General features: G+C 69.1%; 15 protein-coding genes. 6 read left to right on the top strand and 9 right to left on the bottom strand.

Features of this window, described 5'->3' with window-relative positions; translation table 11 throughout:
• Nucleotides 1-12 precede the first annotated feature (12 nt).
• Complete coding sequence (locus ACN6O8_RS04915; RefSeq protein ID WP_427989935.1) at nt 13-2,184, top strand: TonB-dependent receptor; 2,172 nt, start codon at nt 13-15, stop codon at nt 2,182-2,184.
• Between the two features lie 100 nt (nt 2,185-2,284).
• On the top strand, nt 2,285-4,447 hold the full coding sequence (locus ACN6O8_RS04920) for a TonB-dependent receptor (protein WP_427989936.1): 2,163 nt from the start codon (nt 2,285-2,287) through the stop codon (nt 4,445-4,447).
• A gap of 49 nt (nt 4,448-4,496) precedes the next feature.
• Here ACN6O8_RS04920 and ACN6O8_RS04925 read toward each other — a convergent pair whose 3' ends face one another.
• Nucleotides 4,497-5,828, bottom strand: coding sequence for an MFS transporter (locus ACN6O8_RS04925; protein ID WP_427989937.1), 1,332 nt, complete (start codon nt 5,826-5,828; stop codon nt 4,497-4,499).
• A 119-nt stretch (nt 5,829-5,947) separates the two neighbouring features.
• Here ACN6O8_RS04925 and ACN6O8_RS04930 point away from each other — a divergent pair, with 119 nt between their 5' ends.
• Nucleotides 5,948-7,450: a PLP-dependent aminotransferase family protein gene (locus tag ACN6O8_RS04930; RefSeq protein WP_427989938.1), complete on the top strand. Its 1,503-nt coding sequence runs from the start codon at nt 5,948-5,950 to the stop codon at nt 7,448-7,450.
• Nucleotides 7,451-7,578: 128 nt separating this feature from the next.
• Here ACN6O8_RS04930 and ACN6O8_RS04935 read toward each other — a convergent pair whose 3' ends face one another.
• The 8 genes from ACN6O8_RS04935 to ACN6O8_RS04970 form a co-directional block, all read right to left on the bottom strand.
• Complete coding sequence (locus ACN6O8_RS04935) at nt 7,579-8,907, bottom strand: aspartate aminotransferase family protein (protein ID WP_427989939.1); 1,329 nt, start codon at nt 8,905-8,907, stop codon at nt 7,579-7,581.
• Nucleotides 8,904-9,983 (bottom strand): phosphotransferase, encoded by a 1,080-nt coding sequence (locus ACN6O8_RS04940; protein WP_427989940.1) that lies wholly within the window; start codon nt 9,981-9,983, stop codon nt 8,904-8,906. The genes ACN6O8_RS04935 and ACN6O8_RS04940 overlap by 4 nt, the downstream gene beginning before the upstream one ends.
• On the bottom strand, nt 9,980-11,278 hold the full coding sequence (locus ACN6O8_RS04945) for an ArgE/DapE family deacylase (protein WP_427989941.1): 1,299 nt from the start codon (nt 11,276-11,278) through the stop codon (nt 9,980-9,982). Before ACN6O8_RS04945 ends, ACN6O8_RS04940 begins: the two co-directional genes overlap by 4 nt.
• Nucleotides 11,279-11,404: 126 nt before the next feature.
• Entirely contained in the window at nt 11,405-12,007 is a 603-nt protein-coding gene (locus ACN6O8_RS04950) for a DUF4304 domain-containing protein (protein ID WP_427989942.1), read from the bottom strand.
• A gap of 117 nt (nt 12,008-12,124) precedes the next feature.
• Nucleotides 12,125-13,384, bottom strand: a complete 1,260-nt coding sequence (locus tag ACN6O8_RS04955) for a putative Na+/H+ antiporter (protein ID WP_427989943.1) — start codon at nt 13,382-13,384, stop codon at nt 12,125-12,127.
• Between the two features lie 24 nt (nt 13,385-13,408).
• Nucleotides 13,409-13,879: a hypothetical protein gene (locus ACN6O8_RS04960; RefSeq protein WP_427989944.1), complete on the bottom strand. Its 471-nt coding sequence runs from the start codon at nt 13,877-13,879 to the stop codon at nt 13,409-13,411.
• 60 nt (nt 13,880-13,939) lie between these two features.
• Nucleotides 13,940-15,454 carry a tripartite tricarboxylate transporter permease gene (locus ACN6O8_RS04965; RefSeq protein WP_427989945.1) on the bottom strand — a complete coding sequence of 505 codons (1,515 nt, stop codon included), beginning with the start codon at nt 15,452-15,454 and terminating at the stop codon, nt 13,940-13,942.
• Nucleotides 15,455-15,457: 3 nt separating this feature from the next.
• The gene (locus ACN6O8_RS04970; protein WP_427989946.1) at nt 15,458-15,943 is read right to left on the bottom strand and encodes a tripartite tricarboxylate transporter TctB family protein; all 486 of its coding nucleotides are present in this window, start codon (nt 15,941-15,943) and stop codon (nt 15,458-15,460) included.
• A 343-nt stretch (nt 15,944-16,286) separates the two neighbouring features.
• Here ACN6O8_RS04970 and ACN6O8_RS04975 point away from each other — a divergent pair, with 343 nt between their 5' ends.
• The 3 genes from ACN6O8_RS04975 (at nt 16,287) to ACN6O8_RS04985 (ending at nt 20,095) form a co-directional block, all read left to right on the top strand.
• Complete coding sequence (locus ACN6O8_RS04975; protein ID WP_427989947.1) at nt 16,287-17,672, top strand: sensor histidine kinase; 1,386 nt, start codon at nt 16,287-16,289, stop codon at nt 17,670-17,672.
• Nucleotides 17,669-18,985, top strand: coding sequence for a sigma-54-dependent transcriptional regulator (locus ACN6O8_RS04980; RefSeq protein WP_427989948.1), 1,317 nt, complete (start codon nt 17,669-17,671; stop codon nt 18,983-18,985). Before ACN6O8_RS04975 ends, ACN6O8_RS04980 begins: the two co-directional genes overlap by 4 nt.
• Nucleotides 18,986-19,123: 138 nt before the next feature.
• Complete coding sequence (locus tag ACN6O8_RS04985; protein ID WP_427989949.1) at nt 19,124-20,095, top strand: Ku protein; 972 nt, start codon at nt 19,124-19,126, stop codon at nt 20,093-20,095.
• Nucleotide 20,096 lies beyond the last annotated feature (1 nt).

The following is a 20,096-nucleotide window of genomic DNA, read 5'->3' on the forward strand; positions in this document are numbered from 1 at the left end:
TTGCGTTTTCGTATGACTCATTCCTTCCCGTTATCGCCTTTCGTCCGTGCCGTCCTGTTGGCCGCCTCCTGCCTCGGCATGCCCGCCCTGGCCGCCGGCGCCGCCGCGCAACTTCCCGCCATCCGGGTCACGGCCGACGACGCCGCCGCCGCCGACGATGGCCGCCTGCACGCCATCGGCGCCGCGCCGCCGGCGGCGACGCTCGATCATGCGGTGACGCAATCGGTATCGGTGGTCGACCGCCAGGATCTCGACCGGCTCAGCGCCATCAGCACGCTGGAGCTGCTGGGCCGGATTCCCAACGCCACCATCAATCTTGGCGGCGGCATCGGCGGCACGCTGTTCCTGCGCGGCATGGACACCCTGGATATGCGGGTGCCGGTGTTCATCGACGGCGACCGCTTTCGCGGGCGCAACAAATTGCAGTTCATGCTCATCAGCCCAACCGAACTGGAGGCCGTCGAAGTGGTGCGAGGGCCCGACTCGGCGCGCTTCGGCAGTGACGGGCTGGGCGGCCTGATCAACTTCGTCACCAAACGTGCCCACGGCAACCTGGATCACGCATTCCAGCTCAATGGCGGCGAAGTGTCGGCGGCCTGGCACAGCAATGGCAATGGCTTGCAGGCCAACGCGGCGCTGGAGGCGGCCGGCGATGGCTTCGACCTGCGCGTCTATGCCACCGGGCGGCGCGCCGGCAACTTTCGCAGCGCCAACGAAGAAGTGCCCAATAGCGACTTTCGCAGCGCGGGCGGCGGCATCGTGCTGGGCTACATGCCGGATGCGCGCCAACGCGTCGAGATCAGCGGCCGCATGGCGCACGTGAACGAAGGCTGGGCCGGCACCGTGCCGCCCTATCCGCTGGCCACCACCCGCAGCAATCCCTTGAACGTCAGGCAGGCAAGGCTGGCCTATCGGGGTGAGTTCGACGGCGCGATCAGCGAGCTGCGCGCCAGCCTCTACGTCAACGAGTTCGATACCACGCTGGTGGTTCACAATCAGGCCAATCCGAACCGCGTGCTGGATGTGCAGCGCCACGTGCCCGGGCCGTTGGCCTATGGGGGCAGCCTCGCGGCAACCCTGCCTTGGGCCGGTGTCGCCACCACGGTCGGCCTGGATTTCATGCATGAAAACTGGCCTGGCCAGGAGCGGCGCACGCAGGTGACGCTGCGCCAACCCGATGGCGGCACCGCCGTCAATCGCGGCGATTGGGTGCCCAGCGGCCCGGCCCGCTACCAGACCAATGTCGGCGTCTTCCTGAGCAATGAGTGGACGATCTCGCCGAAATGGACGTTGACCGCCGGCGGCCGCCTGGATTGGTACCGCTCGGATGTGGACCTTTCCCCCTTGCCGTCTGCCGATCTGCTGCCGGCCTTCCGGGCCGCGCAGAACAACCAGCAGACCGCCACCACCGGCAGCCTGGGGCTGTCGTATCGCGCCACGCAGGTGGTCGAGCTGCTGGGCAGCGTCGGCAACTCGTTCCGCATGCCGTGGATCTTCGACATGTTCGACGCCGGCTTCACCGGCGCCAGCTACTCCTTCCCCAATCCGCAGCTCAAGCCCGAGCGCGGCACCAACGTGGACATCGGCACCCGCCTGCATTTGGACGACGCCACGGTCGGCCTGACGGCGTTCCGCAGCGACTTCCGCGATTTCATCGAGAACGTCAACACCCAGTACAACGGCCTGCCGGCCACGCAAAAGGCCAATGTCGGCAAGGTGCGCGTGCAGGGACTGGAAAGTGACTGGCGCTGGCAAGTGACGCGCACGCTGAACCTTTACGGCAGCGCCAGCTATCTGCATGCCACCAACCGCATCACCCAGCGGCCGCTGCCTTCCATCGCCACGCTCAGCGGCCTGATGGGGGTGCAGTACGTTGGTTCCAACGAGGCCTATGCCTTGAGCGGCGAGTTGCAATGGGCCAAGGGGCAGGGCCGCTATGACGACCGCACGGAATATCCGGCGGCCGGCTTTGGCGTGGTCAACGTGTTTGCGCAATTGCAGCTGGACAAGCTGGGGCTGCCGCGGGTGGGCAACACCCAGGCCGTGTTCCGCATCAACAACCTGTTCGACCGGGCCTATCGCACCGCCGCCACGGCGTCGAATGTGAACTACCCCATGACAGGCCTGAATCCGTTGTTGCAGCCTGGGCGCAGTTTCAGCGTGACGCTGCGCACGCGCTTCTGAGCCAGCCGCGCGGGGCGATCACGCCCTGGCTGAACGATTCCATCGCCGCCGCGCGAGGCGGCGTTCCACCGGCCTTCGGGCTTTGCCTTGGCATTCCTGTATGACTCATTCCTTTCCGCCTTCGCCTCTGGTCCGCGCGTTCCTGCTTGCGGCCATCACCCTGGGCGCGCCCGCCCTGGCCGCCGACCCCGCGCAACTGCCCGCCATCCGCGTCACGGCCGGCGACGGCGCGGACGATGGCCGCCTGCATGCCATCGGCGCCGTGCCGCCGCCAGCGACGCTCGATCACGCGGTGACGCAATCGGTGTCGGTGGTCGACCGCCAGGACATCGACCGGCTCAGTCCCATCAGCACGCTGGAGCTGCTCGGCCGGATTCCCAACGCCACCATCAACCATACCGGCGGCATCGCCGGCACGGTGTTCCTGCGCGGCATGAACACCAATGACATGCGAGTGCCCGTCTTCATCGACGGCAATCGCTTCCGCGGCCGCAATACCCTGCAATTCATGCTGATCAGCCCGACCGAGCTGGAACAGGTCGAGGTGGTGCGGGGGCCGGATTCGGCGCGCTTCGGCAGTGACGGGCTGGGCGGCCTGATCAACTTCGTCACCCGGCGCGCCCACGGCAATCTGGATCACGCATTCCAGCTCAATGGCGGCGAGGTGTCGGCCGCGTGGCGCAGCAACGCCAACGCGATGCAGGCCAGCGCCGCGCTGGAGGCGGCCGGCGACGGCGTCGACCTGCGCGTGTACGCCACCGGCCGGCGCGCCAGCAACTTTCGCAGCGCCACCGAAGAGGTGCCCAACAGCGGCTTTCGCGGCGCCGGCGGCGGCATCGTGCTGGGCTATATGCCGGATGCGCGCCAGCGCATCGAGATCAGCGGCCGCATGGCGCACGTCAATGACGATGCGGCCGGCGCGGTGCCGCCGTATCCCCTGGCCAGCAGCCATCGCGATCCGCTGGCCGTCAAGCAGGGCAAGCTTGCCTACGCTGGCGAGTTCGACGGCCTGATCAGCGAATTGCGGGCCAGCCTCTACGTCAATGAATTCGATACCACCCTGGCCGCGCACAACGAGGTCAACCCGGCGCGCGTGGTCGACGTGCGCCGTCACGTGATCGGCCCGCTGGTCTATGGCGGCAATCTGGCGGCGACCATCCCGTGGTCCCGCGTCGCCACCACGGTCGGCATGGACTTCATGCACGAGACCTGGCCGGGCCAGAAGCTGCGCACCTGGACGACGCTGCGCCAGCCCGACGGCGGCACCGTCGTCAACCGGGGCGACTGGGTACGGTCGGGGCCGACCCGCTACCAGACCAACGTCGGCCTGTTCGTGAGCAACGAATGGAATCCCGCGCCGAAATGGACGGTGAGCGCCGGCGGCCGCGTCGACTGGTACCGTTCCGACGTGGGCCTGAGTCCGTTGCCGTCGCCCGATCTGCTGCCGGCCTTCCGGGCCGCGCAGAACAACCAGCAGACCGCCACCACCGGCAGCCTGGGGCTGTCGTATCGCGCCACGCAGGTGGTCGAGCTGCTGGGCAGCGTCGGCAACTCGTTCCGCATGCCGTGGATCTTCGACATGTTCGACGCCGGCTTCACCGGCGCCAGCTACTCCTTCCCCAATCCGCAGCTCAAGCCCGAGCGCGGCACCAACGTGGACATCGGCACCCGCCTGCATTTGGACGACGCCACGGTCGGCCTGACGGCGTTCCGCAGCAATTTCCGCGATTTCATCGAGAGCGTCGACACGATGTACCTGGGCCTGCCCGCCACGCAGCGCCGCAACGTGGGCAGGGTGCGCGTCCAGGGGGTCGAAAGCGACTGGCGCTGGCAGGTCAGCAAGGCCCTCAACCTGTATGGCAGCGCCAGTTATCTGCACGCCACCAACCGCGTCACCAACCGGCCGCTGCCATCCATCGCGGCGCTCAGCGGCCTGATGGGCGTGCAGTATGTCGGCCCCAACGAGGCCTACGCCCTGAGCGGTGAATGGCAGTGGGCCACGCGGCAGAACCGCTACGACGACCGCAGGGAATACCCGGCAGCGGGCTTCGGCGTGGTCAACCTGTACGCGCAATTGCAGTTGGACAAGCTCGGAATGCCGCAGTTGGGCAACACCCAGGCGGTGCTGGGCATCAGCAACCTGTTCGACCGCGCCTATCGCACCGCCGCCACGGCGTCGAACGTGAACTATGCCATGACAGACCAGAATCCGCTGCTGCAGCCGGGGCGCAGTTTCAATCTGACGCTGCGCACCCGGTTCTGATGCCGCGGGGGCCACGGAAACCGAATCCGTCCGCCCTGAGGCGCCGCCGTTACAGCGCCCGGCTGTGCTGCCCGGCGCCCAGGGCGGCGCCGCGCTGGCGCGCCGCCTCGCGTTCAGGCGTGGGCAGGTAGACCGCGCACAGCAGGTTGGCGCCGGCGATGATGGCGAACATCAGCGCCATCGGCTGCCAGGTCAGGCCGAAGGTGTGCGCCACCCACAGACCCACCAGCGGCGTGGTGCCGCCGAAGATCGCGCCGCACAGTTGGAAGCTGAGCGAGATGCCGGTGTAACGCATCTGCACCGGGAAGGCCAGCGGCAGGTAGGGCGCCAGCACCGCGTAGTAGGCGCCGATCAGGAAGATGGCGGTGAGGATGCCGATGGCGATGTTCTGGATGTCGCCGGTCAGGATCAGCATCATCATCGGCACGGCCCACAGCGTCGACAGCGCGGTGACCCAGATCAGGAAGCGGCGCTCGCCGACGCGGGTGGCGATGTACGAGGCGATCGGGAAGCTGATCAGCTCGACCACGCCGGCCCAGGTCACCACGTCCAGGATCTGGCTGCGCGTGATCTTCAGGTAGGTGGTGGTATAGGTGATCATCAGGGTGGTCACGAAGTAGAACCCCGAGATGCCCAGCAGGCACAGGCCGATGCCCAGCAGCAGCGCGCGCTTGCGTTCGCGCAGCACCATGCTTATGGGAGCAGTGCTTTCCTTCTTCTTTTCCTTCAGGCGCGCTTGCAGTTCGGGGCTTTCGTTGACGCCGCGGCGGATGACGAAGGCCACCAGCACCAGCACGCCGCTGATGATGAAGGGCAGGCGCCAGCCCCACGCCAGGAAGTCTTCCTTCGGCAGATCCGACACCAGGCGGAACACGCCGGTGGCCAGGATCAGGCCGATGGGGCTGCCGTACTGCGGCGCCGAGGCCAGGAAGGTGCGCCACTTGGGTGGCGCGTGCTCGGCCGCGATCAGCACCGCGCCGCCCCATTCGCCGCCCACCGCGATGCCCTGCACCAGCCGCAGCGCCACCAGCAGCACCACGGCGGTCAGGCCGATCGAATGATACGAAGGCAGCAGGCCGATCAGCGTGGTGGCCACGCCCATCAGCAGCAGCGTGATGACCAGGCTCTGCTTGCGGCCGACGCGGTCGCCGAGATGGCCGAACAGCACCGCGCCCACCGGCCGCGCGAAAAAGCCGATGGCAAAGGTGCCGAGCGAGGCCAGCGTGCCCATGTAGGGATCGTTGGTGGCGAAGAACACGTCGCCGAATACCAGGGCGGCCGCCGTGGCGTAGCAATAGAAGTCGTACCACTCGATCATGGTGCCGAAGAATGCCGCGGCCGCGGCCCTGACCGGCTGTCTGCGGCCGTTTGAGTCGTTCATGAAATTCCCCTTGTTGGTCGCGGCTTGCCTGTCGGCGCCGCATTGAATACGGCGTTGACGATAGCAACTACTGGCTATATCTTGTATAGCCACAATCGACCCACGCATATGGCCACTTCATGAAGGAAGTCCTGCTTGCCGATCTGTTGTCGGGCGCGCTGTCGCGCGAATCGGCCGACCCCTTGCAGAAGCAGATCTACGACATCGTGCGGCGCGGGGTGCTGGACCACACCCTGGTGGCCGGACAGCGCCTGCCGTCCTCGCGCGTGCTGGCGCAGGACCTGGGCATTTCACGCATCACCGTGACGCTGGCCTACGAACGGCTGATCGCCGAGAACTACCTGAGCGCGCGCGGCGGCAGCGGCACTTTTGTCGAGAAGACGGTGGATCGGCCGCTGCTGCCGCCGGCCTCGCCCGAGCATGTGCAGCGCCACGTGCCGGGCCTGTCGGCGCGCGGCGAGACCATCGCCGGCGGCGCGGCCGGGCTGGGCCAGCACACCGGCGCCTTCGTGCCGGGCGTGGCCGACGCCAGCCTGTTCCCGTTCCATCTGTGGCGCAGGCTGGTGTCGCGCCACCTGGGCAAGTCGAACCTGGCGCTGTCGGGCTACGCCAAGGATGGCGCGGGCTTTCTGCCGCTGCGCGAGGCCATCGCCAGCTACCTGCGGCTGGCGCGCGCGGTGGTGTGCGAGCCGGAACAGGTCATCGTCACCGCGGGCACGCACCAGTCGGTCGACCTGTGCGCGCGCTTGCTGGCCGGGGCGGGCGATGCCGCGTTGGTCGAAAGCCCGTGCCACTGGGCCTTTCCGCCAGTGCTGGGGGCGGCGGGCGTGCGCGCCCACGCGGCGGTGGTCGACGAGCAGGGCCTGGACCTGGCCGCCAGCAAGCTGCCGCGTCGCGCGCGGCTGCTGATCACCAGCCCGTCGCACCAGTATCCCACCGGCGTGGTGATGCCACTGGCGCGGCGGCTGGAACTGTTGCAGGCGGCGCGGGCGCGCGGGCTGTGGGTGCTGGAGGACGACTACGATAGCGAGTTCCGCTACGACGGCGCGCCGATCCCGTCGTTGCAGGGGCTGGATGCCGATGGCCGCGTGGTCTACCTGGGCACTTTCAGCAAGACCATGTTCGCCGGCCTGCGCATGAGCTACATGGTGGTGCCGCCGCAGGTGGCCGAGTCGTTCTCGCGGGCCTGCGCCAGCATCTACCGGCCGGGCCAGTTGCACCTGCAGGCGGCGCTGGCCGATTTCATGGCGGACGGCCACTTCTCGCACCATATCAAGCGCATGCGTACCGAGTACGCCGGCCGCCAGCGCGTGCTGCGCGAGGCGATGGCGGCGCGTGTCGGCGATCAGGCGCGGTTGTCGCAAGCGCGGGCCGGGCTGCATGTGTACGCGCGGCTCGACCGCAAGGTGTCGGTGCCTCGCCTGGCCGAGGCCGCGCGCGACGAGGGCATCGTGCTGGGGCAGCCGCATTACCTGCCCGATGCCGCCAGAGCGGCGCCGCCCGCGGTGGTGCTGGGCTATGGCGGCGTGCCGTGCGAGCGCATCGACGACGGCGTGGCCCGCTTCGCGCGGGCGCTGGCGCGGGCCGGCGAGAACCGGCCCGCGCGCCGGGCGCGGCGTTGACCGTTGTGGTCGCATCGAGGCGGGAGGTCGCCGTGTTGAAGCCCGGCGCTGAAGCCCGGCGCTGAAACGCGGCGGTGATCGGCCGCCATCCGGCCGTCTCGTCGCAGTGCCCCGCGTTGCTTTGCCGCCTACAGTTCCGCCAGCGTTTCATCCGCCGCCGCCAGCAACAGGTCGGCGTGTTCCCGCGCGAACGGCAGTTGCGGGCGCAGCTTGAGCACGTTGCCGTGCAGGCCGGTGGCGCTGAGCAGCACGCGGCGCTGGCGCATCAGATTGACGAAGCGGTGCGTTTCTTCCTTGGCCGGCGCCTTGGTGGCGCGGTCGCGCACCAGCTCGACGCCGATGAACAGGCCGTCGCCGCGCACGTCGCCGATCAGCGGGTAACGGTCGGCCAGGGCGCGGAAACCGTCGCGCAAGTATTGGCCGGTGCACGCGGCGTTGGCCTGCAGCCCTTCGTCCTCGATCACCGACAGCGTGGCCTGGGCCGCGGCGCAGGCCACCGGATTGCCGCCGAAGGTGTTGAAGTAGCGCGCCTCTCGGCCGAAGCGTTCCAGGATGTCGGGGCGCGAGACCATCGCGGCGATGGGATGGCCGTTGCCCATCGGCTTGCCCAGGGTGACGATGTCCGGCACGAGATCATGGCGCTGGAAGCCCCACATGCGCGAGCCGGTGCGGGCGAAGCCGGCCTGCACCTCGTCGGCGATGAACAGGCCGCCGGCGTCGCGGATGGCCCGCGCCGCCGGCGCCAGGAAGCCGGCCGGATCGCTGTAGACGCCGTCGCTGGACAGGATGGTGTCGACCAGCAGCGCGGCCGGCCTGATGCCGTGGCGGCGCAGGTCGTCGATGGCGGCTTGCACCTGCCGGCCGAACCACGGGCCCAGCGTGGCGGGATCGTGGCGGTAGCTGTCGGGCGCGGCCACGGTGCGCGTGTCCACGCCCAGCGGCACGGCCTGGCCGAGCGACGGCGACACGGCCGCCACCGCGGCGGTGACGCCGTGGTAGGCCAGTTGCGTGACGATGACGCCGGTGCCGCCGGTATGGCTGCGCGCCACGCGCAGCGCCAGGTCGTTGGCCTCGCTGCCGGTGCAGGTGAAGATGACCTGCGACAGCGGCGGCGGGAAGGTCGCCAGCAGGCGCTCGGCGTAGTCGAGCACGCCGTCGTGCAGGTAGCGGGTATGGGTGTTCAGCAGCGCCGCCTGTTCGGCGATGGCGCGCACCACGCGCGGATGGCTGTGGCCCACCGAGGCCACGTTGTTGTAGGCGTCCAGGTAGCGTTCGCCGTCGGCGCCATACAGCCACACGCCCTGGCCGCGCACGATGTGCAGCGGCTGGTCGTAGAACAGGCGGTAGGCCGGCCCCAGCACGCGCTGGCGGCGGGCGATCAGTTCGCGCTCGGCCGGCGGCAGCGCGTCGGCCGCGGCGGGGTCGAAAGCGTTGAGCATGGCTTGGTCTCGGCTCATACAAGAGTCTCCATCGGGGTCTGGCTGGCGGCCAGCAGGATGTCGCCGGCCTGTTGTCGCGGCAGGGCGTCCAGGCGCGCCAGGCCGATCCAGGCCAGGCCGTTGTTGCGCAGGATGTACTGGCGGTTCTCGGGGTGCTGCTGCGCGCGCCAGCCGGTGATGGCCACCGTGATCAACAGGCGCGTGGCGATCAGGTCGGGCAGCAGCGCGATCTCGGTTTCGGTCAGCGGCAGCGTCTGGTGATAGCTGGCCAGGCACTGGCGCAGGCCCGCCGACAGCGGGTCGGGGGCGTCGTCCAGCAGGTAGGCGGCGGCCACGGCCAGGTCCTGCGCCAGCGGCGCGCGCACCATGTCGCCGAAGTCGAGCAGCGCGGCGACGCGCGCGGGGTCGTCGCGCGCGACCATCACGTTGTAGGGATTGAGGTCGTTATGGATGACCTGGCGCCGCAGCCCGCCCAGGCGCGGCCGCAGGTCGTTGACGAAGCGCTCCAACTGGCGCTCGGCCAGTCGCCGCCGCTCCAGCTCCGCAATCTTCGGCAGCAGGTCGGCCACGCGCTCGGCGTGTTGCAGGTCCCACAACAGTTCGTGGTCGGCCATGGCGTGGTCGAAGCCGGCCAGCGCCAGGTCGAACTGCGCCAGCGCGCGGCCCAGGGCGCGGTACTGCGCCGGGCTGCGCGCCACCTGGTGCAGCGGCACGCCGTGCACGAACGTCATCAGCCGCAGCGCGCGGCGCGCGCCGTCGCCCGCGTCGTGCCAGTGCACGTAGTCGCCCCGCAGGCCCGGGATCAGGCGCGGCACCGGCGGTTGGCCGCCGGCCTGCATCAGCCACAACTGCGCCTGGGTGTGGAAGTCGGTGACCGCCGGGTCCTCGGCGGGGTGGGTGGCTTTGAGCACGTAGGCGCCGCCGTCGGCGGCGCGCAGCAGGAAGTTCTGATCGCGTTCGCTCGACAGCAGGGCGGCCTGGGCGGCCAGGCCGTAGTGGCGTTGCGCCAGGGCCTCGGCCTGGGACAGTGTCAGTCTGGGCGGCTCGGCCGCGAACAGCGCCTGGCCGGCGCTGGGAGGGTGGCTGCGAGTCATGCGTGGCGCTCTTCCAGGCCGCACCATTGGGCGATGAACAGGGCGATGGTCTGAGTGACCTTGCGCACCGATTCCAGGTTGACCGCCTCGTCGTAGCCGTGCGGCATGCGGCATTCCGGGCCGTAGACAAGGGCGGGCGTGTCGGCGTACAGGCCGTAGAAGCGGGCGTCGGTGGCGGCCGAGGTGGCGTATTCGCGCAGCGGCTCGCCGAACACCTGTTCATGCGCGGCGCGCAGCGCGGCCTCGGCCTGGTCGGCGTTCTGCAATTCGTAGCCCTCGGCCATGAAGCCGTGGTAGACCACCTTGGGCGGGTGCTTGGCCAGGAACGGATCGCGCGCCGCGGCCTGGGCCACGAAGGCCTCGATCTCGGCGCGCGCGGCCTCCAGGCTCTGGCCGGGGTAGACCGCCACGCGCATGTCGAAGGTGCACCAGGCCGGCACGCTGGACGGCCAGTCGCCGCCGGCGATCTTGCCGAGGTTGAAGCGGATCGGGTGCGGGTGGTCGCAGAAGTGGCGGTGGTCGCACTTGTTGGCGTTCCAGCGCGTCTCCAGTTCGTCCAGCGCCTGGATCAGGAAGATTGCTTTCTGGATGGCATTGGCGCCAGCGCCGGTGAACGCCGCCGAGGCGTGCTGGGGGTCGCCTTCGACCTGCACCTGGAACCACATCGGCCCGACCTGGGCGCGCATCAGCATGGGCAGCAGCGGTTCCGGGATGAAGGCGGCGTCGGCGCGGTAGCCGCGCGCCAGGCAGGCCAGGGCGCCGTTGCCGGTGCATTCCTCTTCCACCACCGATTGCAGGAACACGTCGCCGGCCGGGGCCAGGCCGATCGCGGCCAGCGCGTCCATGGCCGACAGGCAGGCGACCAGGCCGGACTTCATGTCGCCCGCGCCGCGGCCGTGCATCCAGCCGTCGACGATGGCCGGGTCGTAGGGATCGCGGCTCCATTGCGCCAGCGGTCCGACCGGCACCACGTCGATGTGGCCGTTCAGGATCAGCGAGCGGCCCTTGAGGCTGCGGGCGCGGTGGGCGCCGACCACGTTGTAGGCGTTGTCATAGGACACCGCCACCGGCGAGAAGCCCGGCAGGTGGCGGATGGCGTCGACATCGATGCGCCAGCGGTCCACCGCGTAGCCGCGTTCGGCATAGCGCGCCGCCATGAAGTCCTGCGCGGTGGCTTCCTCGCCGCGTTGCGACGGCAGGCGCACCAGTTGCGCGGTCAATTCGGTCTGGGCCGCGAAGCCCGCGTCCACGGCTTGGAGGATGCGCTGGCGCAGCGCCGGGGTCAGTTCTGGCATGGATGTGCTCGGGGTTGACTGTCGATCCGGCCATCCTAGGCAAAATTGGCTTGATGAAAAATAGCCAATCCTGGTTATTTGATATAGCCACTTTGGGCGCGCGGCGGCCTGATGCTGCGGCGCCGTTCAACCCGCCAGCAATGCCTCCAGTTTCGCTTTGAGCGACGTGGCGGGTTCGGGCGCCCGTGCCAGTCCCGAGTGGACCAGGGCCCGGGCCCGATCGGTGTCGCCCAGGTGCCGGGCGATCCGCGCCAGGATCAGCGTGCGGGCCGGGTGGATGGCGTCCGGCTCGGTCTGCCGCAGCAGCCGTTCGCAGCTTGCGGGGTAGGCGTCGTGGTCGGCGAAGAAGGCATGGCCCTGGCGCGCCCATTCGCTGACGATGAACGCGACGCTTTCCTCGGCGCTGGCCTGGTCCGGGCCATAGGCCCAGCCGAACGCGGCGCCGGGTGGCGGTTCGATGCGTTCGCGGAACACGCAGTGCGATTCCTCGATTTCGGCCGGCGGCACGAAGGCGCCGCCTTCGCAGGGCAGGAAATCGTAGTGCGCGCCCAGGTTCAGGTAGCAGGCCTTGCCGCCGCTGGCGCCCTGCACGTTGAAGACGTGCACGATGGGGCCGCGGATGCGCCGCAGGGTCTGGCCCGAGCCCTCGAATCCCTCGCCCTTCAGGACGGGGTAGAGGTGCTTGGTCAGGAGTTTGAGGAACGCGCTGCGGGTCATCGTGGTCGCCATGTCGGATCGCCTGTGAGGGGGGGCGGGGCCATTGGACCGCGGCCGCGGGCGCGACGTGCGCCAAATCATGTCAGATGCAACGGGAATTGGCCCCCGGGGCGGCGACCCCGGGGACGGTCACAGCAGGAACAGGAGCGACGCGGCCACCGCGGTGGGCGCCAGTGCGCCGGCCAGCAGCCCGGGCATGCTGACCGCGCCGTTGTTGAATCCGCCGCGTAGCAGCGCCACCCCGGCGGGGTTGGGCGCGTTGGCGATCACCGTCAGGCCGCCGCCGGCAACCGCGCCCGCCATCAGCATGTATTGCGCCTGCGCGGAAATGCCGTCGATCAGCGACCCCAGGTAGGTCAGGGCGGCATTGTCGGTGACGGCGGTGAGGGCCAGAGCGCCGAAGAACAGCACCCGCGGTTCGAACCCGCTGACAATCGGCTGCAGCCACCATTGTTGCATGCCGCCCAGCACCACCAGGCCGGCCAGGAAGAAGCCGACCAGCAGGGCCTCCTTGATGATCAGCCGGCTCTGGTGCGCCTGGTAGGCCTGGGTATAGCCCAGAAAGAACAGGAACAACCCCAGGAAGAGGATCGGATGGTGGGCGAACACCACCACGGCGGCCAGGAACAGCAGGTGCACCGCGATCACCGTGGCCGAGACCGGCGTGGTCTGGGCGCCGACCGCCATGACATCGCCGCCGTGCAGGTGGGGGCGCAGCAGCCAGGTGACCGCGGTGGCGTTGACCAGCACCGCCAGCGCGGCTTTCCAGCCGAACATCTTGAGCATGAAGGCGCTGTCCCAACCCCAGGTGGCGGCCACCATCAGGACGGGCGGGGCCGCGTACGAGGTCAAGGTGCCGCCGATCGAGATGTTGACGAACAGCACACCCAGCGCCAGGTACTTCAGCCGTTCCGGCATGCCCCGGTGAAAGACCTGCGGCGCCAGCATCAGGGCGGCGATCGTCATGGCGGCCGGCTCGGTGATCAGCGAGCCGGCCAGCGGCACCAGCGCCAGGCACAGCCACGCCTTCGCCGTCCGGTCGGCCGCCGGAAGCCACCTGGCCAGGCGGTCCACCAGCCGCATGACCGCCGTGAGGACGGGCAGCGACGCGGCGATGACCATGACCACGAAGACAAACGCCGGTTCGGTGTAGTTGCGCGATTCGGCGTAGCCGAGCGCGGTGTCGCCGGAGGCGGCGAAGGCCATCAGCGCCAGCAACACGGCGGCCCAGAAGCCGAACACCACCTCGACTTCGCCGAGCAGGTGCAGCAGGCCTTCGTGGCGCTTGCTGCGGTGCGCCAGCCGCAGGAACAGCGGCGCGCAGAAGGTATGCAGCAGGGCGATCGCGAATACGATCGCGGCAATGATCTCAATCGGGTTGTCTGTCACGCCCGGGATTCCTTGAAAGAGGGTTCATACCCGCGCGACGTCGATCCACAGGCGCGCCATGACGACCTGGCGGACGAGGTCGTACAAATGGGCCGGCGCTTCGGCGGCGACCAGAACCCGGCGGATCAGCGCCTGCAAGTCCACGCGCAGGCACGGCTGGGGCAGCGGGGTTGCACGCGCGCGCGCCGTGGCCATCAGGCGGATGAAGTCGAGCGACTGTGTGTCGATCCGCAGTTCCGCGTCCGCCGGCGGCAACACGGCGTCGCGCAACGCTTCCAGCGTCGAGCAGATATAGATGTCGGAGGGGGGGAGGCCGTCGGTGTCGATGCCGAGGTGCCACTCCTGCGTGCCGATGAGGGTGGAACTGGCGCCCGCCGCTGGCGCCTCGAAGCGCAGCCGGCTGAATTCGAGCAATTCCATCAATTCCACGAAAGACAGGCCGCGCGCAATCGGCGACGTGGGCGCGGCGCTGCGGGGACCGTCATGCAGTCTCATGGCGTACTCCTGGTGGTGCGTCGGGGCCGCCGGATGGCGGCCCCCATGTCATGCGGCTTTTCAGGTTCGGGCCTGCTCCATCTCACGAACTTTGTAGCGGTTGCGCACGGTGGTGTAGGCCAGCCACAGCGCCAGCGCGAAGATCGCGTAAATGAAGGCGGCGCTGATCGGGCGGTCGATGAAGATGCCCATGTGGCCGCGCGACAGCAGCAGGGCGCGGCGGAAGTTCTCTTCGACCATCGGCCCCAGCACGAAGCCGAGCAGCAGCGGCGCGGGCGAGAAGCGCAGCTTCAGGAACAGGTAGCCGACCATGCCCAGCACCAGCACCATGCCGACGTCGAACAGGCTGTTGTTGGTGCTGTAGACCCCCACGCAGACGAAGAACAGCGCCGACGGGAACAGGTACTTGTAGGGCACCTTGAGCAGCTTGGCCCACATGCCGATGAGGGGCAGGTTCATGATGACCAGCATGACGTTGCCGATCCAGAAGCTGGCGATCAGGCCCCAGAACAGGTCGGCGTGCTCGGTCACCATCTGCGGCCCGGGCTGGATGCCGTGGATGATCAGCGCGCCCAGCATCAGGGCCATGACCGAGTCGCCGGGGATGCCCAGGCTCATGGTCGGGATGAAGCTGGTCTGCGCCGCCGAGTTGTTGGCCGCCTCGGGGCCGGCGATGCCTTCGATGGCGCCGTGGCCGAAGCGGCTGGGCGTCTTGGATACGCGCTTTTCCACCGCGTAGGACATGAACGAGGCAATGGTCGCGCCGGTGCCGGGCAGGATGCCCAGGATGGCGCCGATGGCGCTGCCGCGCGCGATCGGCATGGCCGACTGCTTGATGTCGCCCGGCTCGGGCCGCACCGACATCCTGGTGGCGCTGCCGACCGTGGTGGCCTTGCCGATGCGGTTGACGTTGGCAAAGAAGTCCGCCAGGCCGAACAGGCCCATCGCCAGCGCCACCAGTTGCACGCCGTCGCTCAGTTCGATCACGCCGAAGGCGTAGCGAATCGTGCCGGTATTGACGTCGGTGCCGACCACGCCGAGCAACAGCCCCAGGAACACCATGGCCACGCCCTTGATGGCCGAGCCCTTGGCCAGGGTGGCGCCGGCGAACAGCCCCAGCATCATCATCGAGAAATATTCCGCCGGGCCGAACTGGAAGGCGACCTCCACCAGCACCGGCGAGAACAGGATCATGATGATGATGCCCACGCTCGCGCCGATGAACGAGGCCAAGACCAGCATGAACAGCGCCGAGCCGGACTTGCCGCGCCGCGCCAGCGGGTTGCCGTCCAGGCAGGTGACGGCGTGCGACGGCGTGCCGGGCAGGTTGAGCAGAATGCAGGTGATGCCGCCGCCGTACTGGGCGCCGTAGTAGATGCCGGCCAGCATCATCAGGGCCGCGACCGGCGTCATGGCGTAGGTGAGCGGCAGCAGGATCGAGATCGCGGCCAGCACCCCCATGCCGGGCAGCACGCCGATCATGTTGCCCATGAAGACGCCGAAGATCGACCACAGCAGGTTGTCCCACTGGAAGGCGACGGAAAAGCCGTGCAGAACGTTATCGAGCAATTCCATGGTTCAACCCCAGCGCAGCATGGGGAACTGCAATTGCAGCGCCCACGAGAAGACGATCGCGCCGAACAGCGTCATGGCGGCGGCGAGAATGGCGGCGGATTTCGGCGTGTTCGACGTATCTCCCAATGCGGACACGAAGACCAGCGCGAAGGTGGCGGGCAGGAAGCCGAGATACTGGCCGATCACGATGAACAGGGCGATGCCGGCGGCGATGCAGGCCATGCCGCGCAGGCGCTCGCGCCGCGTCGGTTGCGGCAGTTGCTCTTCGAGCTGCTCTTCCTGGATTTCGTCGGGGTCGGGACTGAGCGGAATCAGGATGCCGAGGGCGATGAGGAAGCACCCCACCAGCATCGGAAAATAGCCCGGGCCCATGCGGGCCAGTTCGCCCACGTTGTAGGACGTGGCCTCCAGGAGGGTCAGCGCGCCGCAGAGGGCGATGAACGCGCCTCCCCACAGATCGCGCTTTCGATTGAAGATGGTGCTGCCCATGGCGTGCTCCCCGTTATTGTTGATGACAAGACCGCGGGCCGTGACGGCGCATGACCCGGGGAGCGGGGACTTTAAGGAGGGCGGCTTGCATTCTGCTTTCGCCGGGCCGGCGCCAATTTGCGGGATAACCATGAGAGCGGGCGCGTGGCGCCGACGCGGGGTAGACAAGGCTTAACAACGTCCAATCGCGATGTTCACGAAAGTGAACATTCCAGGCGCAATACCCCGCCAGGCAGGGCCTGGCACGGTTATTGCCGGCGTCCTCCCTGCTTGCCAAATATTGCAAAGTGGTGGCCAGGTGCGACCACGGCATAATCACGTTTTCCCGTCGCGCCGTCCGATCATGCCTCGCCTGCCGCTTACCGCGCGCATTCCGCTCGCGGTCTCCCTGTTGTTCCTGGTCATCTCGGCCGCGCTCATCTCGTTGGCGCTGCATGGCCTGTCGCGCCAGTTCGACAGGCAGGTGTCCAATCTCGGGCAGGTCTACCTGGACGGCCTGGCGGCGGCGATTCTGCCGGCGGTGCGCGCCAACGATGGCGCGCAGATGACCGAGGTGCTGAACCGCGCGCTCGATACGCACCTGGGCGTGGTCGACCGCACCCTCGCCGTGGTCACCGCCGACCAGGGCCTGCTGGCGCACGTGGCGCGCTATCCCGAGGTCGAACCGGTGCCGCTGACGGTTCTGAGCGAGGCCTCCGGGAACCTGGTCAATTTGCGCTCGGCGGGCGTCTGGACCTGGCGGCTGCTCGACAGCGAACAGCCGCGGCTCGGCACCCTGGTCGCCAATCTCGACGTCAGCGAGTTCCTGCAGCAGCGGCGGGAGCTGGCGCTCGAACTGGGGCTGGTGGGGCTGGCGATCAGCCTGTCCGGCGCCTTGCTCTGCTACGGCATGGCGCGGCGCCTGCAGCGTCCGATCATTTCGCTGACCGAGGCGCTGCGCGGGGCGCGCGCGCACGCCCCGCGTCCGATGCAGGTGCGCACCCGCGATCCGGAATTGCGGGAGCTGCTCGCCGCCTACAATTGGATGGCGGCGAGCGTGCGCGAGCGCGAGGCGTTCGCGCAACGCCATGCCGCCATCGAGCGCGAAGCGATGCTGGGCCGCATGTCGGCGGCCCTGGCGCACGAGGTGCGCAACCCGCTGGGCGGCCTGCGCACGGCGGTGCAGACGTTGCGGCAGTTCGGCGACCGCGTCGAGGTGCGGCGCGAATCGCTGGGTTTCATCGATCGCGCGGTCGATGCGCTGCAGGCGGTGGTGGATGCCAGCCTGCGCACGTTCCGGCCGGGCGCGGCCCTGCTGCGGCGCGCGGACATCGAGGACATCCGCCTGCTGGTCGGCTCCCAGGCCGGCAAGGCCGAGGTGCGCGTCACGCTGACGTGCGCCGGCATGGACGACGAGGCGCTGGCGCTGCCGGCCGGGCCCGTGCGCCAGGTGTTGCTGAATCTGGTATTGAATGCGGTGCAGGCCTCGCCGCGCGGTGGCGAAGTCCGCGTGGCGGCGCGCGCCGCCGGCCGCGGGCTGACCCTGCACGTGATCGACAGTGGCGCCGGTCTGCCGCCGCAGGCGCGCGCCGCGCTCGCGGGCGAGGAGCCCGGGGGCGACGGCATGGGGCTGGGCATCGTCGCCGGCCTGGTGCGCGGCATGCGAGGCCGTTTGCGGGTGGGCGTGATGCGCGGCGGCGCGCGCATCACGGTGCGCATTCCGTTGCCGGAACAGGAAGTGACGCGATGAAAGAGATCCAGGTATTGCTCATCGAGGACGATCAGGTGCTGGGCGGAGCCTTGTTGCAGCGCCTGCGGCTGGAAGGCCTGTCGACCCAGTGGGTGCAAAGCTGCGCGCAGGCGGTGGAATGGTTCCGCCGCTCGCGCCAGCGGCCCGCCTTCGTGCTGGCGGATATCCGCCTGCCCGACGGTTCCGGCGAAGACCTCTACCGGCGCCTGATTCCCTATCTGGCACAGGCGACCGTCGTGTTCGCCACCGCGTACGGCGAGATCGCGCAGGCGGTCCGGCTGGTCGCCGCTGGCGCCAACGACTACCTGACCAAGCCCTACGATACCGATGCGCTGGTGGCGCGCATGCGCGCGGTGATTGCCGCGCAGCCCGCCGCCGCGGCCGGTGAGGTGCACGATAACCCTTTCATCGTCGACGATCCGGCCAGCGCGTTGGCGCTGGAGCTGGAGCGCCTGGCCGCCAGTGCCTTGCCGCTCTTGCTGGAGGGTGAAACCGGCGCGGGCAAGGATCGGGCGGCGCGCTATGCGCACGCGCGCTCGCCGTTTGCGCCCGGACCGTTCGTGGCCGTCAATTGCGCCTCGGTGGCGCCGGAATTGGCCGAGAGCCTGCTGTTCGGCCACGCCAAAGGCGCCTTCAGCGGCGCCAGCGCCGCGCGAGAAGGGTTTTTTTCGCAGGCGGATTCGGGCACGCTGTACCTGGACGAGGTGGCCGCGCTGGCGCCCAGGACGCAGGCCGCGTTGCTGCGGGTGCTGGAGGACGGCGAATACCGGCCGCTGGGCGAGGCGCGGAGCCGCCAGACCCAGTGCCGCATCATTGCCAGCACGTCGGTGGCGCTGGATGCCGAAGTGGCGGCGGGACGGTTGCGGGCCGATCTGTATTACCGCGTGGCGGTGGCGCGCCTGGCCTTGCCGCCCTTGCGCGACCGGCCGGCCGCGATCGCGCCGCTGGCCCAGGCCTTGCTCGGCGAGTTGTCGCGGGCGGGCGCGATGCGCTTTTCGGCCGACGCGTTGTGCGCGATGAACGACCATGACTGGCCGGGCAATGTCCGCGAAATGAAAAACCGGATCGCGCGCGCGGTGGTGCTGGCCGACGGGGCCGAACTGGGCGCCGCCGACGTCTTCCCGGAGCACAAGCTGGGCGGGGCGCAGGACCTGGCGACCCGGCGCACCCACGCCGAACAGCGCGCGATCCAGCAGGCCATCACCGAATCCGGCGGCCACCTGGGCAGCGCCGCGAAGCGGCTGGGCATTTCCCGCACCACGCTATGGAAGAAGCTGCGCGCCACCCGCGAGGACGACGGCTCGCGGCCCTAGCGGGCGGCCCCGGCAGGCATGCCGCTTGCTGCGCGGCCCGTTCATGCCGGCCTTGGCGCGGGCGCCCAAGCGCTGCGACAATGCCGGCAGGCGGTCAACCGATACGGGGCGGCGGCGCCCCGAAAGGAGAGCGGCATCATGGCGACGCGTACCATCTGGAAGGGGGCGATTTCGTTCGGGCTGGTGCACATCCCGGTGGGGCTGCACACGGCCACCACGGAGTCGGGCGTGGACTTCGACTGGCTCGACAAACGCTCGATGGATCCGGTCGGCTACAAGCGCATCAACAAGCGCACCGGCAAGGAAATCGACCAGGACAATATCGTCAAGGGGGTGCGGTACGAGGACGGCCAGTACGTCGTTCTCTCCCCCGAAGAGATCGCCGGCGCCTACCCGCGCGCCACCCAGACCATCGAGATCCAGCAATTCGTCGAGGCCGGCGAGGTGCCGTTCGTGTATCTGGAGCGGCCTTACTACCTGGCGCCCATCGACATGGGCCAGAAGGTGTATGCGCTGCTGCGCGATACGCTGGCCAAGAGCGGCAAGATCGGCATTGCCCGGGTGGTGATCCAGACCAGGCAGCACCTGGCGGCGCTGATCCCGGCGGGCGACGTGCTGGTGCTGAACCTGATGCGCTGGGGCGACGACATCAAGACCCCCGACGACCTGGACCTGCCCAAGGCCGGCGCCAAGGGCGCGGCCCCCAGCGCCAGCGAATTGAAGATGGCGCGGATGCTGGTCGAAGACATGTCTGGCCACTGGGATCCGGCGCAATACAAGGACGAGTTCAAGGCCGCGGTCATGGAACTGGTGGCGCGAAAGGTCAAGGCGGGCAAGACCGAGACGGTGATCGAGCCGCAGGAGGAATCGCCGGCCTATGCCGATAACGTGATCGACCTGACCGAATTGCTGCAACGCAGCCTGAAGGGGCGTGCGTCGGGCAAGGCGGCGAGCGCGGCGCCCGCGCGGGCCGCGGCGCGCAAGCGCGCGGATCGCAAGCCCTCCCCCCAGGCCGCGAAAAAGACGGCCGCCAGCGCGGCGAGCGGCAAGGCCGCCGGGAAGAAAGCCAGCAAGGCGGGCGCGCCGGCCAAGACCCGCAAGGCGGCGTGAC

It is taken from the genome of Achromobacter sp. (assembly GCF_050285565.1).
Classification (GTDB): Bacteria; Pseudomonadota; Gammaproteobacteria; order Burkholderiales; family Burkholderiaceae_B; genus Achromobacter.

What these genes read in the sequence shown, in the direction of transcription:
- ACN6O8_RS04915 (WP_427989935.1), top strand. Translation starts at nt 13, where the DNA reads ATGACTCATTCCTTCCCGTTATCGCCTTTCGTCCGTGCCGTCCTGTTG.
- ACN6O8_RS04920 (WP_427989936.1), top strand. Translation starts at nt 2,285, where the DNA reads ATGACTCATTCCTTTCCGCCTTCGCCTCTGGTCCGCGCGTTCCTGCTT.
- ACN6O8_RS04925 (WP_427989937.1), bottom strand. Translation starts at nt 5,828, where the DNA reads ATGAACGACTCAAACGGCCGCAGACAGCCGGTCAGGGCCGCGGCCGCG.
- ACN6O8_RS04930 (WP_427989938.1), top strand. Translation starts at nt 5,948, where the DNA reads ATGAAGGAAGTCCTGCTTGCCGATCTGTTGTCGGGCGCGCTGTCGCGC.
- ACN6O8_RS04935 (WP_427989939.1), bottom strand. Translation starts at nt 8,907, where the DNA reads ATGAGCCGAGACCAAGCCATGCTCAACGCTTTCGACCCCGCCGCGGCC.
- ACN6O8_RS04940 (WP_427989940.1), bottom strand. Translation starts at nt 9,983, where the DNA reads ATGACTCGCAGCCACCCTCCCAGCGCCGGCCAGGCGCTGTTCGCGGCC.
- ACN6O8_RS04945 (WP_427989941.1), bottom strand. Translation starts at nt 11,278, where the DNA reads ATGCCAGAACTGACCCCGGCGCTGCGCCAGCGCATCCTCCAAGCCGTG.
- ACN6O8_RS04950 (WP_427989942.1), bottom strand. Translation starts at nt 12,007, where the DNA reads ATGGCGACCACGATGACCCGCAGCGCGTTCCTCAAACTCCTGACCAAG.
- ACN6O8_RS04960 (WP_427989944.1), bottom strand. Translation starts at nt 13,879, where the DNA reads ATGAGACTGCATGACGGTCCCCGCAGCGCCGCGCCCACGTCGCCGATT.
- ACN6O8_RS04965 (WP_427989945.1), bottom strand. Translation starts at nt 15,454, where the DNA reads ATGGAATTGCTCGATAACGTTCTGCACGGCTTTTCCGTCGCCTTCCAG.
- ACN6O8_RS04970 (WP_427989946.1), bottom strand. Translation starts at nt 15,943, where the DNA reads ATGGGCAGCACCATCTTCAATCGAAAGCGCGATCTGTGGGGAGGCGCG.
- ACN6O8_RS04975 (WP_427989947.1), top strand. Translation starts at nt 16,287, where the DNA reads ATGCCTCGCCTGCCGCTTACCGCGCGCATTCCGCTCGCGGTCTCCCTG.
- ACN6O8_RS04980 (WP_427989948.1), top strand. Translation starts at nt 17,669, where the DNA reads ATGAAAGAGATCCAGGTATTGCTCATCGAGGACGATCAGGTGCTGGGC.
- ACN6O8_RS04985 (WP_427989949.1), top strand. Translation starts at nt 19,124, where the DNA reads ATGGCGACGCGTACCATCTGGAAGGGGGCGATTTCGTTCGGGCTGGTG.